Raw genomic sequence first — 14,362 nt, 5'->3', positions numbered from 1 at the left:
AGGAAGGACGACCACGTGGCACGGATGGGCGAGAGCAGCGAGCTGCTGAAGTGCTCTTTCTGCGGGAAGAGCCAGAAGCAGGTCAAGAAGCTGATCGCCGGGCCCGGCGTCTACATCTGCGACGAGTGCATCGACCTGTGCAACGAGATCATCGAGGAGGAGCTGGCCGAGTCCAGCGACCTGGGGCTGGGCCAGCTGCCCAAGCCGCGGGAGATCTTCGACTTCCTGCAGAACTACGTCGTCGGCCAGGACCCGGCCAAGCGCGCCCTGGCCGTCGCGGTCTACAACCACTACAAGCGCATCCAGGCCGGTGAGGGCAAGGGCAGCGCCGACGAGAACGTCGACATCGCCAAGTCCAACATCCTGCTCATCGGGCCCACGGGCTGCGGCAAGACCTACCTGGCGCAGACCCTGGCCCGGATGCTCAACGTCCCCTTCGCGATCGCCGACGCGACCGCGCTCACCGAGGCGGGGTATGTCGGTGAGGACGTCGAGAACATCCTGCTCAAGCTCATCCAGGCCGCCGACTTCGACGTGAAGAAGGCCGAGACCGGGATCATCTACATCGACGAGATCGACAAGATCGCGCGCAAGAGCGAGAACCCCTCGATCACCCGGGACGTGTCCGGCGAGGGCGTGCAGCAGGCGCTGCTGAAGATCCTCGAGGGGACGGTCGCCAGCGTGCCGCCGCAGGGCGGCCGCAAGCACCCGCACCAGGAGTTCATCCAGATCGACACCGGCAACGTGCTCTTCATCGTCGGCGGCGCCTTCGCCGGGATGGAGAAGATCATCGAGTCGCGCACCGGCAAGCAGGGGCTGGGCTTCGGTGCCGAGCTGAAATCCGCCAAGGACGTGGGGGAGCACTTCGGCGACGTCCTGCCCGAGGACCTCATGAAGTTCGGGCTGATCCCGGAGTTCATCGGCCGCCTGCCGGTCATCACCACGGTGTCCCCGCTGGACCGGGACGCCCTGGTCAACATCCTCACCGAGCCGCGCAACGCGCTGGTGAAGCAGTACCAGAAGATGTTCGAGATCGACGGCGTCGAGCTCGAGTTCGCCGACGAGGCGCTGGAGGCCATCGCCGACCAGGCGTTGCTGCGCGGCACCGGCGCCCGCGGCCTGCGCGCGATCCTGGAGGAGGTCCTCCTCCCGGTGATGTTCGACGTGCCCTCCGACGACGAGATCGCCAAGGTCGTCATCTCCCGCGAGGTCGTGCAGGAGAACGTCAACCCGACGATCGTGCGCCGCGACGTCGCCCCCCGCAAGCGGCAGCAGCGCAAGGAGAGCGCCTGAGCGCTGGCCGTGCGCCGGGGGGCCCGGTCAGCCCAGTCGTTCCAGACCGACCCGCAGCACGAAGACCGCGGCGGCCACGCTCACCAGGCCCAGGCTGAGGCCGGCCACGACGAAGGCCACCCCGTCCGAGGCGATGGTGTCGTCGTGGTGCAGCCGGAGGTGGTCGCGACGGTAGCGCCCGGTGGCCCGGTGGTAGGCCCACCCGGCACCGAGGACCACCAGCCCGCCCACCAGGACCGCCGTCGCCAGCCCGAGGTATACCCCGGTGAAGCGGGCGATCCCGGCACCGACAACGGCGAGCGCCAGGCAGGTGCGGCGCCAGGCCAGCAGCGTGCGCTCCGGCTGCAGCCCCGGGTCGTAGGCAGGAGCGCTCACACCAGCAGCCCGATCGCGACGAGCAGGATCGCCAGGAGCAGCCCGACGGCGATGAACAAGCCGATGGTCAGCGGGGGCAGGGCGCGCCCCTCGCGCATGGCCCGCTCCACCCGGAACCACCCCACCCAGGCCTGCAGCGAGGCCAGCATGCCGAGGACCACGAAGACCGCGGAGGCCGCGAGCCGGAAGCCGGGGTCGACCGGCACCGGCAACGCCTCCAGCGCCACACCTGCCGCCAGGAAGGCCAGCGCGGTGCGGATCCAGGCGAGGAAGGTGCGCTCGTTGGCCAGGCTGAACCGGGGGTCGGGCTCCGAGCCACGGGCGTACACCGACCGGGGCAGGCGGGTCGCCGACCGGCGCTCACTCATCCGGGCCCGCTCCGATCGGCTCGTCGCTCACGCGGACCAGCATAGGCAGAAACCTCATCCGTCCTGCTGGCGCTCACGTAGCCGCAGATAGCCCCCGAGCGCCAGCGCGAGCAGGGCCAGCCCGAGGATGCCGGGGACCGGACCGCCGGTCGCGGCACCGGTCGTCACGAGGGCGGCGAGCGCCCAGACGACCGTGGTGACGAGGGCGACGACCGCGGTATGCAGGGCATACCGCCGCAGGACGGTGGGCGGCAGGGTCGCCTGCGGGGGCACCGACGCGGCCAGCGAGGCGCTCGCGTGCACGACGAGCAGGCTCCACGTGGCGGGCAGCAGGGCCCAGTGCCACGGGCCGTCGACCCCCGCCCACCAGCTGGCGATGGCCCAGACCAGGAAGACGGCGGGCATGATGCCGTTCGGCTGGACCACGACGAGCAGGCCCAGGAGCACGGTGCCGACCCAGGCGACCGGCCCGCCGCCGCCCGCGGCCGCCTGGGAGAGGGCGAAGCCGAGGGCCCCCAGGACCGCCAGGAGCCGCACCCGCCGGTGGCTGGGGGTGGCGGTGCGCAGGTTGACCCAGTGCTCGCGCAGCTCGCCCACGGCTACACCCCCGCCCCGCGCCGCCGGTGCGACAGCTCGCGCAGCACGACGTCCAGGCTGCCGGGGCCCAGCCACGGCACGACCGCCACGCCCTGGCGCCTGATCGCTCGGATCTCCCGCTCCCGCTCCAGCATCCGGATCCGCCAGGCGGTGCGGGCGAGCGGGTCGCGGTCGGCGCTCGGGACCACACCCGCGCCGCCCTCGACCAGCGCGTCCACCACGACGACCGACAGGCCGCGGGCGGCCAGCGTCGCGGCCTGGGTGAGCGCGTCGGGCGAGACGAGGGCCGAGATCATGACGACGAGCGTGCCCGAGCCCACCCCGAGGTGGACCCTGCGCGGGTCGGTCTCGTCGTCCACGGCCGGCTGGATCCGGCTCAGGGTGTCCAGGATGCGCACACCGTGCCGCCGGCCCGTTCCCACCGGGACCGTGAGCGGGGTGCGGGCGGACAGCACCCGCAGGCTCACCCGGTCGCCCTGCTGCAGGAAGTGCTCGCCGACGGCGGCCGCGGCACGAACCGAGCGGTCCAGCGAGCTGGGCGTGCCCGTCAGCCCACCGGAACGGCCGAGGTCGTAGTGCGCGTCCACGAGCACGGCCACGTGGGTGTCCTGGTCGGCGTAGCTCGAGGTCACGTGCAGCTCCCCCGTGCGGCTGGACCGCGGCCAATGGATGCGGCGCAGCCGGTCGCCCACCTGGAAGGGCCGGATCGTGGCGAACTCGCTGCCGTCGCCCGGGCGGGTGGAACGGTGCATCCCGACCAGGCCGCGAGGGTGCGGCGCCGGGGCCGAGGTGTCGAAGGCGGCGGGCTGGGGCAGCACCCGCAGGCCCTGGGCCCCGACCGAGATCGGCCCCCAGCGGTAGGACCCCCAGGCGCTGCTGGCCGCCACCTGCATGGGTCCGATCCGGCGCACGCCCCACCGGGTGACCCGCAGCCCGACGAGCAGCCGTCGCCGGCCCTGCACGAGCGACCCCTCGGCGTCGACGACGGTGGCCGTGCGCTGGACCGGGAGGTCGTCGCTGTCCAACGCCGCGCGCATCCGCTCCTGGGCCACGGCCTCCACGAACGGGGCGGGGGTCAACGCCGCGCACAGGACGTGGGCGCCCTCGACCGGCTCGAGGTCGGCGACCGCCAGCGCCTGGTCGCCCTCGCGCACCTGAGCATGCGACAGGGCGAAGCGGTGGTCCGGCCGGTCGGCGGGGCGCGTCGCGAGGCTCCAGGCGAGGACGACCACGAGCGGGCTGAGCAGCACGAGCAGGTCCGGGCGGCGCCACAGCAGCGCCACCGGGGCGACCAGCAGCACGGCCACGAGGCAGCGGGCGAAGGCGTGCGTCGGGCGCCAGGCGTCGGCCCGCTCGGTGAGCGACATCAGGCCTGCGTGCCGACGTCGCCGTCGCCGTGGCTGGGTCCGGTGCCGTCGTCCACGGTGGAGGCCCCGGTGCGAGAGCCGGGGACCGGCACCTGGCCCAGCGCGGCGGTCACGACGGCGGCGCCTCCGGTGTCCGACATCCACAGCTCGGGCTTGATCGAGATGCGGTGGTCCAGCACCGCGTGCGCGACCGCCTTGACGTCCTCCGGGGTGAGGTAGTCGCGGCCGCGGATGACGGCATACGCCCGCGCGGTGAGCATGAGCGCGAGCGAGCCGCGGGGAGAGGCCCCGACGAGGACGGCACGGTGCCGGCGCGTCGCCGAGGCCAGCTCGACGCAGTAGCGGGAGATGTCGTCCTCGACCGGGACGCGCTCGATCGCCTCCTGCATCGCGGCCAGCCCGGCGGCGTCCGTGACCGGCTCCAGCCGCTGGTCCTCGGTCCGCCGAGAGACGCGACGGCGCAGCACGTCCCACTCCTCCTCGGGCGAGGGGTAGCCGAAGGAGACCCGGGCCAGGAAGCGGTCGAGCTGGGCCTCGGGGAGCGGGTAGGTGCCCTCGTACTCCACCGGGTTCGCGGTCGCGAGGACGTGGAACGGCTGCGGCAGCGCGAAGGTCTGGCCCTCGACGGTGACCTGGTGCTCCTGCATCGCCTCGAGCAGCGCCGACTGGGTCTTGGGCGGGGTGCGGTTGATCTCGTCGGCGAGCAGCAGCCCGGTGAACAACGGACCCGGGCGGAAGGCGAACTCGGCGGCCTCTGGTCGAAGACGAAGGACCCGGTGAGGTCCGAGGGCAGCAGGTCGGGGGTGAACTGCGCGCGGGTGAACTCCAGCCCGAGGGTCTGCGCGAAGGAGCGCGCGGCGAGGGTCTTGCCGAGCCCGGGGAAGTCCTCCAGCAGGACGTGGCCCCGGGACAGGATCGCGGTGAGCACCATGGTCAGCGCCTCGCGCTTGCCGACGACCGCCTGCTCCACGCGGTCGAGCACCTCGCCGGCGCGGCGCGAGACCTCCTCGGTGGTCAAGGTGGGTGTCTCGGTGCTGGTCTGGCTCACAGCTGCTCGACTCCTTCGATCGCGGTGTGCAGGGCGCTCTTGCTGCGCTTGCGCCTGTCGGTGGGCGGGCGGGTCAGGTAGTTCCACAGGTGGGGGTCGAGCACCGCCCGCGCCCGTTCCGGCTCGGTCTCCAGGTCGACGTCGTGGTGCGCCAGCAGCCGCTCGGCGGCCAGCTCCCGGACGACCGGGTAGATGTGGTCGCCCCGGTCGTCCCGCTCGAGCGCGTCCCGCAGGTCGCGCCGCAGCCGCAGGAGGCGGTAGTCCATGGCGTCCGGCGGCGCCGACTCCTGCCGTGGCGTCGACACCCAGTAGGCCTGCTCGACGTCGCGGGTGGTGCTCGTCGCGCCCCACAGCGCCAGGCCGAGGACGAGACCGGCGAGAACCACGGCGACGACGGCCAGCGGCAGGGCGTAGGGGAGCGAGCCGATGTAGTAGAGCAGCGCGCCGACGAGCAGCGCGCCGACCAGCGCCGGGGTCAGCTGGCGGCGCAGCGTGCGCCGGGTGACCGCGCCGTGGACCGTGGGGCTCACCGGACCCCTCCGGCCCGCCCGGCCTGCTGCTCGCCCTGCTCCTGCGCCGCGGCCTCCTCCTCGGCGGCGCGGGCCTGCTCGGCCAGGACGCGCCGACGCAGGTCGTCGTGGATCCGCTCGAGCGCGCCGACCGCCCGGTCGCGCTGCTGCTCGCTGACCGGGTGCCGGGAGAAACGGGCCTCGCGGTAGGCCTCGGAGAGCTCCCGGATCGCGGCCTCGTCGACCTCCCACCGGCCCAGCACCCGACGGGTGAGCTCCGCGGCGGTCTCCGCGGGGTTCTGGTGCAGCCCGGAGCGGCGCACGGCGTCCTCGAGGGCCACCCAGCAGGCGACGACGGCGTTGCGCGGGTCACCCTCCGCGAGCGCCCGGTAGCGGACGTCGTCGCCGCTGGCCTCCAGCAGGGCGACGAGCTCCTCGTCCTCCTCGACGGTGAGCGGCTCCCGCTCGCGGATGCCGCGGTTCGCCAGCATCCGCAGCACCATGAGGACGACCGCGACCACCAGGACGAGGAACCCGATGAGCAGCCAGTCGACGGCGCGGCCCTCGCTCTCCTCGAGCTCGCCACCGCTCACCTGCTCGGCCGGGGCCTGCGTCACGGCGGGCAGGTCGGGCATCCCGACCGAGGGCTCCCAGGTGCTCTGCGGCGGGCCGACGAGGGAGGAACCGCTGCTCGAGCTCCACAGCAGCAGCGTGATGCCGGCCAGGGCAGCGACGACGGCGATGACGACCGTCGGACCCATGCCCCTGCGCATGACCTCAGCCTAAGCGGGGTCCACCACCAGGGCCACGTCCTCGACGCTCAGGGTGTCGGCGTCGGCGAAGGACACCTCGCCGACGACCTTGCCGGCGGCACGCAGGTCGTCCAGGGCGGACCGGACGTGGTCGAGCTCGGTCCCCGGCCCGGCGACGGTCGCGGCCGAGATCTCGGTGCGCATCTTGACCTTGGCCTCCGACTTGGCCCGCCGGAGCCCCGCCAGGGCCTGCCCGACGGTGGTCAGCAGCGCGGCCGGGGCGTCGTCCGCGGCGCGGGAGAGCTCCTCGACCACCGGCCAGGGCTGGGCGTGCACCGAGCTGCCCTCCTCGTGCCACCAGGACCACACCTCCTCGGTGGCGAAGGACACGACCGGCGCGAGCAGACGCAGCTGCACCGACAGGGCCAGCCGGAGCGCGGCCCGTGCCGAGAGGGTCGCGGCGGAGGGGTCGGTCGTGGGGCCCTCGGCGCTGAAGGCGCCGCCGTAGGCACGCTCCTTGACCAGCTCGAGGTAGTCGTCGCAGAAGCCCCAGAAGAAGGACTCGGTGACGTCCAGCGCGGTCGAGTAGTCCCAGCGCTCGTAGGCGTCGGTGGCCCGCCGGACCACGTCGGCCAGCCCGGCGAGCATGGCGCGGTCGAGCGGCTCGGTGACCAGCTCGGACTCCGCGGCGCCCTCCGGCAGCTCGCCGAAGGAGAGCACGAACTTGCTGGCGTTGAGCAGCTTGATCGCGAGCCGGCGCCCGACCTTGACCTGGCCGGGGTCGTCCACGGTGTCGACGCCCGGGCGGGCGGCGGCGGCCCAGTAGCGCACCGCGTCCGTGCCGTTCGCCTCGAGCATCCCCAGCGGCGTGGCGGCGTTGCCCTTGGACTTGGACATCTTCTTGCGGTCCGGGTCCAGGATCCAGCCGTTGAGGTAGGCGTCGGTCCACGGGACAGAGCCGTGCTCGTGGTGCGCCCGCACGACCGTGGCGAACAGCCAGGTCCGGATGATGTCGTGACCCTGGGGCCGCATGTCGAAGGGGAAGATCGCCTCGAAGAGCTCGGCGTCGGACCCCTCGCCCCGGCCGCCCCGGGTGGGCCAGCCGCCGGCGATCTGCGGCGAGAGCGAGCTGGTCGCCCAGGTGTCCATGACGTCGGTGTCGGCGGTGAAGCCGCCCGGGGCGTCCCGCTGCTCCGCGGTATACCCCGGGGGCACGTCGTTCACGGGGTCGACCGGCAGGCTGGCCTCGTCGGCGCCGAGCACCCGGTCGTGGTCGACCTCGCCGTGGGCGTCGACGGCGTACCAGAGCGGGAAGGGCACCCCGAAGAAACGCTGCCTGCTGATGAGCCAGTCGCCGTTGAGCCCCTCCACCCAGTTCGTGTAGCGGCTGCGCATGAACGCGGGGTGGAAGTCGATCTCCGCGCCGCGGGCGACGAGCGCGGCGCGCAGGTCCTCCTCCCGCCCGCCGTTGCGGATGAACCACTGCCGGCTGGTGACGATCTCCAGCGGCTTCTCGCCGCGCTCGTAGAAGTTGGCCTTGCGCTGGGTCCGGGTGGGCTCGCCGTCGAGGTCCCCGCTCTCGCGCAGCGCCGCCACGGTGGCCTCGCGGGCCGAGTGCGTGGTCTTGCCCGCGAGCTGCTCGGCATACAGACCCTCGCCCGGGCCGCCCGCGACCCACGCCGGCGTCTCGGCCTGGAACCGGCCGCTGCGGGTGATGACCGACCGGGTCGGCAGGCCCAGCTCGCGCCACCACATCACGTCGGTCATGTCGCCGAAGGTGCAGCACATCGCGATGCCGGCACCCTTGTCCATCTCCGCCGCCGGGTGCGCGAGGACAGGCACCTCGACCCCGAAGAGCGGGGAGGTGACGGTGGTCCCGACGAGGTCGGCATACCGCTCGTCGTCGGGGTGCGCGACCAGCGCGACCACCGAGCAGATCAGCTCGGGGCGGGTCGTCTCGATGTAGACCGGGTCCTGACCCGCACGGTGGTAGGCCACCCGGTGGTAGGCACCCGGGTAGTCGCGCGCCTCGAGCTCGGCCTGGGCGACCGCGGTCTGGAAGGTGATGTCCCACAGCCCCGGAGCCTCGGACTGGTATGCCTCGCCGCGCGCGAGGTTGCGCAGGAAGGCCTGCTGGGCGACCGCGCGGGAGCGATCCTCGATGGTGCGGTACTGCACGTTCCAGTCGATGGCCAGGCCGAGACGACGGAAGACCTCCTCGAAGGCCTGCTCGTCGATGACCGTGAGCTCCTCGCACAGCTCGATGAAGTTGGCCCGGCTCACCGGCACCTGGTCGGCGGCCTTGAGGCTCTTGCCCTCCCCGCCGCGCTGCGGCGGCGTGAAGTCGGGGTCGTAGGGGAGCGAGGCGTCCCCGCGCACGCCGTAGTAGTTCTGCACCCGCTTCTCGGTCGGCAGGCCATTGTCATCCCACCCGATGGGGTAGAAGACCTGCTTGCCGGTCATCCGGTGGTAACGGGCCAGGCAGTCGGCCTGGGTGTAGCCGAAGACGTGGCCGAGGTGCAGGGTCCCCGAGGCGGTCGGGGGAGGGGTGTCGACGGCGAAGATCTGCTCGCGCGGGCCGGCCACCGCGGCGTCCCGGTCGAAGGCGTAGACGTCGGTGTCCTTCCATACCCCGACCCACTTCTCCTCCAGGCCGTCGACGGACGGACGCTCGGGCAGCTGCGCCGGGCGCGAGGGAGCGATCTGGTGGGTGTGCGTCATGCTCGGTATTGTCACAGACCGCGACGGGGCGGCGGAGCGGCAGGACCGGGCCTCAACGAGGTGGGCCGTTGCGGTGTTCCGGGAGCGCATCACGTTTTGGTCACGATCAGGGTATGTCGTTGACCAATCACCCGATGTGGCAAACAGTGTGACGCATGTTGCGATCTATTCCCGTGCCGATGAGCGCCGCAGAGTCGACCGACCCGGAGTGGCTGCAAGCCATCGAGGGTGCGGTCGACAGCTCGTTCACCAACCTCACCGTCTGGTTCGACGCCGTGCTCTTCTGGTCGCCGAGCTTCTTCCCGATGCCCTGGATCGTCGCCTGGCTCCTGGTCGGTGCCATCGTCATCTCCGTCTACCTCGGGTTCCCGCAGTTCCGCGGGCTCGGCCTGGCGAGCAAGGTCGTGCGAGGCAAGTTCTCCTCCGCCGACGACCCTGGCGAGATCCCGCACTACCAGGCGCTGACGTCAGCGGTCTCCGGCACGGTCGGGCTCGGCAACATCGCCGGTGTCGGTGCTGCCGTGGTCATGGGTGGACCCGGGGCGATCTTCTGGATGATCATCGCCGGCCTGCTGGGTATGGCGACCAAGTTCGCCGAGTGCACCCTGGGGGTGAAGTACCGCGAGATCCGCGCCGACGGCACCGTCTCCGGCGGCCCGTTCAAGTACCTCCCGGTGGCCTTCACCAAGTTCCCGAAGTTCCTGTCCGTCGGGCTGACCGGCGCCTTCGCCATCGCCATCCTGCTGTTCGGTGTCGCCGGTGGAAACATGCTGCAGTCCAACCAGACCTACGCGCAGCTGGTGGGTGTCACCGGCGGCGAGGACTCCCCGTTCGCAGCGCTCGCCTGGCAGTTCGGCATCGGTCTGATCATCGCGTTCATCATCGGCGCGGTCATCATCGGCGGGATGAAGTCCATCGGCCGGGTCACCTCGACCCTGGTGCCGTTCATGGGCGGGATCTACGTGCTGGCGTGCCTCTTCGTCATCCTGACCAACATCGGGCAGGTGCCGGGTGCGGTCGTCGAGATCGTGAGCGGCGCCTTCGCCCCCCAGAGCGTCGTCGGCGGTGTCCTCGGTGCGCTCATCGTCGGACTGCAGCGCTCCGCGTTCTCCAACGAGGCCGGCCTGGGCTCGGCACCGATCGCCCACTCCACGGTCAAGACCCGGCGCCCCGTGTCCGAGGGCTTCGTCGCCCTCTTCGAGCCGCTCATCGACACCGTCATCATCTGCACCATGACCGCGCTGACGATCGTCATCGCGGACACGCAGTCCTACAACGACGCACGGTCCACGTACTTCGAGGGTGGCCCCGCCGCCGACGGTGTGACGCTGACCTCGGACGCCTTCGAGAGCTCGATCGGCTGGTTCCCCTACATCCTGGCCCTGGCGGTCGCGCTGTTCGCCATCTCCACGCTGATCACCTGGTCCTATTACGGCCAGCGGGCGTGGGCCTACCTGTTCAACGACAGCAAGATCTCGGTGACGATCTACCGCGGGGTCTTCCTGCTCTTCACGGTGATGGGGTGTGTGCTGTCCTTCGGTCAGCTCATCGACTTCACCAACGTCATCCTCTTCCTCTGCGCCTTCGTGAACCTGCTCGGGGTCTACTTCCTCCTGCCGGTCATCAAGCGCGAGATGAAGGAGTACTGGGCGGACTACCGCTCGGGCGAGCTCTACGAGCTCGGCAAGCTGGACGCCGACAAGGAGATCGCTCTCGAGGAGCTCGCCGAGGCCAACCAGGTGCGCGACGACTCCGGTCGGAACCGCCTGGCCGACCCCGACGACGACGGCTTCGGCGCGGGTGGGGCCACCACCCCGCGCGATCGTCGCTGACGGGTATACCGCAACATCACCGAGGGCCGGGAGCACACGCTCCCGGCCCTCGGTGCGTCTTAGCGCACGGAACGACGCATCCTCGCCCGGCGCCCGCGCTCGCCGGGCAGCGCCAGGTGACCGTTAGTGATCTGGTGGAAACGTTCCAACCCGGGGCACTGGACCTGGACGAGCGTGGTGCCTGCTGGAAGCGCAGCAAGGGTGGCGCGGAAGACGCGCGATCCGACCGCGCGAACGCGAGCCGCCGCCAGTCGCTCCTGCTCTGGCACCGTGGCGTCCGGTGAGGCGATGTCGATCGGGCAACCGCGGGGCACGGAGTCGAGGACCCTCGGTGCCATGTCCAGCTGAGCGCTGGCGAGCAGACGTGGATAAGGTGCGAGACGGCTGCGGATGCGCTCGGCGGTGTCGTGCTCCTGGATGACGTCCTCGTAGGTCGGCCTGAGACCGGGGGTGTGGGCATCCCCTGCCACCCTCGGGGAGATGGCCGATACCTGCTCGGTCACCACCGCAGCCAGAAGCTCCCCCTGAACGACTTCGCTGACTGCGCGCTCCACAGCCGTGGCTGCCCTGAGAGAGGCACCCATTCCGTACCCCTTCCCCGGGATCATCCTTCGGTCCGCCAGGTAGGCCATCACGACGGGAATGCCGACGTCCGTGGTGAGGTCGAGAAGGTGGACCCGCTGGCCCAGGGCGGCCTCGGCTCCTTCGAGCATGGCAACAACATCGCTGGGCAAGAGTCCCCGGTCGATCAGCGGCGGCAGCTGGCCTTCGTCGTGGATGGAGACGAGCTGAAACAGAGAGAGCGCATCACGTTCCACCCACTCGTTGATGGCGTGCAGCGTCGCCTCGGCAGATGAGGCCCCGATGGCGCAGCCCGTATTGCAGCTATATGCCCGCAGCAGGCGATAGGAAGCGTCGTCGCCGATACCGGTCCTTGCGTCGGTGAGCTCGCGAGACTCGGCGACGTACCACGGTGCCCACAACGCGATGGGCAGGGCGGCAGGCTCATGGTCGTCCACAGTTCTGTAGTTGAGGCAGGCGAGCATGCCCTCGGTTCCACGTACCAGCTCCAGCGCCCGATCACCCTCCCAGGAGGGCGTCGCAATGTCAGATGCTCGGTGCACGGCGACGTCGGCGGTCACAAGGGACTCCGGTCCGCTGAGTGCGTGCTCGACCGCCTCGTAGAGGGCTCCCACGCACGCGGTCTGAGGGGCGCCCTTCCCCGCGCCGACACCGTAGGGGACGTCCTGGTGGCCGGCTGTGCGCAACCGGCCCTGGGCGGCGGTCGGTGTGGTGGCACCGAGCAGGCGGAACTGGGCATTCCATTGCAGAGAAGAGATGTCCTGAAGGATCTGATCCGCCGCATCGTCGAGAGGCCGTTCCCGCTCCCTCTGGCCCTGCCAGGACGCGTCGCGGCCGGGAGGAAGTGAATTCCTCCCGGCCGCCTCCTGCCATGTCGATGCCCTCAAGCGGGCTCACCCGCCTTCAGCTCCGCGACGCCGATCATCTCCTCGTCGTCTTCGAGCACTGCGCACCATTCGTATCCAGCGCATGCCATGTCATTCACCTCCCCGTTGTGTGGACATTTGTCACTCAAACACGGCCCAGAGCACCTGTCAACAGATGATGAATGCGCTCGTAACCACTAATCTCGAGGTCACAGCACGTGAGGTGGAGAGAGGTGAAGAATGGCGCCGGTCCAGGACCAGATACGTCTCAACGCCATGACGGACCAGGTGTGGGCAGTGGCAGCCCTGGGCCATGCGCTCCGGTCGCGTCGTCTGGCTCCGCCTGTGGCGGACGTCCTCGCGGCTGCGGGTTGGCCGCTGTCCGTCGCCGGGGGCGAACGCTCGTTGGGCTTCGACGTCCCTGATCCCGAGGCTCTGGCCGGCCAGTTGCGGCGGACTCTGCTGGCCGCGGTAGATGCCCTGGACGGGGTCGAGCCTCGCGACGAGCGCTCGTGCTCCGTCCCGGACGGCGTCGCCTCCGGACGGCGGGTGATGCAGCTCCTGCGAGTGCTGGCCCATCAGCACGAGGATCTGGCCGCGAGTCTTGCTGAGGATCGGCTGGGGCTTCTTGATGTTGGCACGGGGATCGGCGGGGTCATCACGGCGTTCGTCGACGCGGTCGAAGGCGCGTGGGCGCTCGGTATCGACGTGGATGGCGATGCCCTCCGCCTCGCGAACGAGCGCCTCCAGGAGGCCCGCGCGGAGGGGCGGGTTCGCCTTGAGCACCGTGCGGTGGCCGAGTTGCGCGAGCGGGACCGCTTCGACGTCGCCTGGTTGCCCCTTCATGCTCTCGGCGCACACGACGGCCCTGAGGCACTCCGACGCACAAGTGACGCCGTGCGTCCGGGGGGGTGGCTGCTGGTCGCTGCTGCCGCCGACGAGGGCTCCCCCAGCGTGCCCCCCGACCTGCCGGTCGCCGTGTCACGATGGCGTCTGCACAGGGCAGGTCGGTGCGTCCATGGGATCACACGGGTCCGGCAGGAGCTCGAGGAGATCGGCATGGCAGTGGTCTTCCAGGGCGAGGTCACCCCGGCAGATCCCCCACTCGTGCTGGCGCAGAAGCGCCAGGGCGACGGGTCAGAGGAGGCAGCGGGCTGATGTCGGACGTCGAGTTCTACAACATCTTCGCCCACGGGTGCCGGCTGTCGTCAGCCAGCCGCGACGTCGGAGGGACGCTCCCTGTCGCCGCGGTGCAGTTCTGCCCGCCGGTGCAAGTCGCGTCCGCCCACGGCTTCTATGTCTATCCACCCCGAACGTTCGCGTTGCACTGGGACGGGTCCCGATCGCGCATCTCGTGGCGGTTGGACTCGGACTCGCGGCCCGTGGACTGGATACCCCTCGACGGGGGCCAAGGAGCCAGGCTGCCGCCTCGAGACGACATGGGCGGCGATGCCGTGCCAACGACCCCTCAGCAGCAGGACAAGCTGCAAGACTTGCTGGATGTCAGTGCCGGGCCGCCGTTCGTGAGCGCGAGCCCGCGCCTGCAGGACAGCATCGAGATCACGACCGGCCTCATCGCCAGGACGCCGCCGGGGCACGGTCTGCTGGTCCGATCCCCCGTGAACATCGTGAGTGGGAGGGGAGCCTTCGTCTACGACGGATTCTTGGAGACGGACTGGTACCGCAGCTACATCCCCGTGGTGCTCCGCCTGACCAGCACCGAACCTGTCATCTTCCACGAGCGGATGCCGATGGCGCACCTACAGGTCATGCCCTACCCGAGCGAGTCCGCTCGGCCACGGGTCGTGCGGGGACTGGACTCCTGGCCGACTGACGTGTGGGAGGAGTTCCTGGCGCAACGGCGACAACGGAACGAGCGAGGACGCCGCCCGGGCTCGTACGCCCGCACAGCCCGCAGCCACGCTCGTGGGAACTGAGCCATGCCCGGTCCGCTACGATCGGCACAGGCGTCCGAGCCGTCATCAGCGGCGAGCCTGCGGCAGAACGGCCACCGCGCGCCAGCGGATGAGCTCACTAGACCCGCACGGGCCG

12 protein-coding genes and 1 pseudogene are annotated in these 14,362 nt (G+C 71.0%); 4 read left to right on the top strand and 9 right to left on the bottom strand.

Going from position 1 to position 14,362, the window contains the following annotated elements; genetic code table 11:
- Positions 1–15 precede the first annotated feature (15 nt).
- Positions 16–1,293, top strand: coding sequence for an ATP-dependent Clp protease ATP-binding subunit ClpX (clpX, locus tag BJF80_RS15445; RefSeq protein ID WP_022924256.1), 1,278 nt, complete (start codon positions 16–18; stop codon positions 1,291–1,293).
- A gap of 27 nt (positions 1,294–1,320) precedes the next feature.
- Here the strand turns inward: clpX and BJF80_RS15440 are convergent, their stop codons facing one another.
- From BJF80_RS15440 to valS, 8 genes and pseudogenes are all read right to left on the bottom strand, one after another.
- Entirely contained in the window at positions 1,321–1,668 is a 348-nt protein-coding gene (locus BJF80_RS15440; RefSeq protein ID WP_075814940.1) for a DUF202 domain-containing protein, read from the bottom strand.
- Positions 1,665–2,036: a YidH family protein gene (locus BJF80_RS15435; RefSeq protein WP_022924254.1), complete on the bottom strand. Its 372-nt coding sequence runs from the start codon at positions 2,034–2,036 to the stop codon at positions 1,665–1,667. The genes BJF80_RS15440 and BJF80_RS15435 overlap by 4 nt, the downstream gene beginning before the upstream one ends.
- Before the next feature lie 54 nt (positions 2,037–2,090).
- Positions 2,091–2,633: a hypothetical protein gene (locus BJF80_RS15430; protein ID WP_075814938.1), complete on the bottom strand. Its 543-nt coding sequence runs from the start codon at positions 2,631–2,633 to the stop codon at positions 2,091–2,093.
- A gap of 2 nt (positions 2,634–2,635) precedes the next feature.
- Positions 2,636–4,000, bottom strand: coding sequence for a DUF58 domain-containing protein (locus BJF80_RS15425; RefSeq protein ID WP_022924252.1), 1,365 nt, complete (start codon positions 3,998–4,000; stop codon positions 2,636–2,638).
- A pseudogene (locus BJF80_RS15420) lies at positions 4,000–5,048 on the bottom strand (AAA family ATPase). Before BJF80_RS15420 ends, BJF80_RS15425 begins: the two are co-directional and overlap by 1 nt.
- Positions 5,045–5,578, bottom strand: coding sequence for a hypothetical protein (locus tag BJF80_RS15415; RefSeq protein WP_075814936.1), 534 nt, complete (start codon positions 5,576–5,578; stop codon positions 5,045–5,047). Before BJF80_RS15415 ends, BJF80_RS15420 begins: the two are co-directional and overlap by 4 nt.
- On the bottom strand, positions 5,575–6,330 hold the full coding sequence (locus BJF80_RS15410; protein WP_083673732.1) for a DUF4129 domain-containing protein: 756 nt from the start codon (positions 6,328–6,330) through the stop codon (positions 5,575–5,577). The genes BJF80_RS15415 and BJF80_RS15410 overlap by 4 nt, the downstream gene beginning before the upstream one ends.
- A gap of 9 nt (positions 6,331–6,339) precedes the next feature.
- Complete coding sequence (valS, locus tag BJF80_RS15405; protein WP_075814932.1) at positions 6,340–9,030, bottom strand: valine--tRNA ligase; 2,691 nt, start codon at positions 9,028–9,030, stop codon at positions 6,340–6,342.
- A gap of 179 nt (positions 9,031–9,209) precedes the next feature.
- On the opposite strand from valS, the gene BJF80_RS15400 reads away from it, so the two are divergent.
- On the top strand, positions 9,210–10,862 hold the full coding sequence (locus BJF80_RS15400) for an alanine/glycine:cation symporter family protein (RefSeq protein WP_075815034.1): 1,653 nt from the start codon (positions 9,210–9,212) through the stop codon (positions 10,860–10,862).
- Positions 10,863–10,921: 59 nt separating this feature from the next.
- Here BJF80_RS15400 and BJF80_RS15395 read toward each other — a convergent pair whose 3' ends face one another.
- Complete coding sequence (locus BJF80_RS15395; protein WP_269087416.1) at positions 10,922–12,130, bottom strand: YcaO-like family protein; 1,209 nt, start codon at positions 12,128–12,130, stop codon at positions 10,922–10,924.
- Positions 12,131–12,550: 420 nt separating this feature from the next.
- Between BJF80_RS15395 and BJF80_RS15390 the strand changes: the two genes are divergently transcribed.
- Complete coding sequence (locus tag BJF80_RS15390; RefSeq protein ID WP_075814928.1) at positions 12,551–13,468, top strand: SAM-dependent methyltransferase; 918 nt, start codon at positions 12,551–12,553, stop codon at positions 13,466–13,468.
- Complete coding sequence (locus tag BJF80_RS15385) at positions 13,468–14,247, top strand: DUF6065 family protein (RefSeq protein WP_075814926.1); 780 nt, start codon at positions 13,468–13,470, stop codon at positions 14,245–14,247. The genes BJF80_RS15390 and BJF80_RS15385 overlap by 1 nt, the downstream gene beginning before the upstream one ends.
- The last annotated feature ends 115 nt before the right edge of the window (positions 14,248–14,362 follow it).

The sequence above is a fragment of the Serinicoccus sp. CUA-874 genome (assembly GCF_001942225.1).
Taxonomy (GTDB): domain Bacteria; phylum Actinomycetota; class Actinomycetes; order Actinomycetales; family Dermatophilaceae; genus Ornithinicoccus; species Ornithinicoccus marinus.
Note: the sequence above shows the minus strand (reverse complement) of the source record. Positions and strands in the feature narration are given on the sequence as shown.

What these genes read in the sequence shown, in the direction of transcription:
- BJF80_RS15435 (WP_022924254.1), bottom strand. Translation starts at nt 2,036, where the DNA reads ATGAGTGAGCGCCGGTCGGCGACCCGCCTGCCCCGGTCGGTGTACGCC.
- BJF80_RS15425 (WP_022924252.1), bottom strand. Translation starts at nt 4,000, where the DNA reads ATGTCGCTCACCGAGCGGGCCGACGCCTGGCGCCCGACGCACGCCTTC.
- BJF80_RS15410 (WP_083673732.1), bottom strand. Translation starts at nt 6,330, where the DNA reads ATGCGCAGGGGCATGGGTCCGACGGTCGTCATCGCCGTCGTCGCTGCC.
- valS (WP_075814932.1), bottom strand. Translation starts at nt 9,030, where the DNA reads ATGACGCACACCCACCAGATCGCTCCCTCGCGCCCGGCGCAGCTGCCC.
- BJF80_RS15400 (WP_075815034.1), top strand. Translation starts at nt 9,210, where the DNA reads ATGAGCGCCGCAGAGTCGACCGACCCGGAGTGGCTGCAAGCCATCGAG.
- BJF80_RS15390 (WP_075814928.1), top strand. Translation starts at nt 12,551, where the DNA reads ATGGCGCCGGTCCAGGACCAGATACGTCTCAACGCCATGACGGACCAG.
- BJF80_RS15385 (WP_075814926.1), top strand. Translation starts at nt 13,468, where the DNA reads ATGTCGGACGTCGAGTTCTACAACATCTTCGCCCACGGGTGCCGGCTG.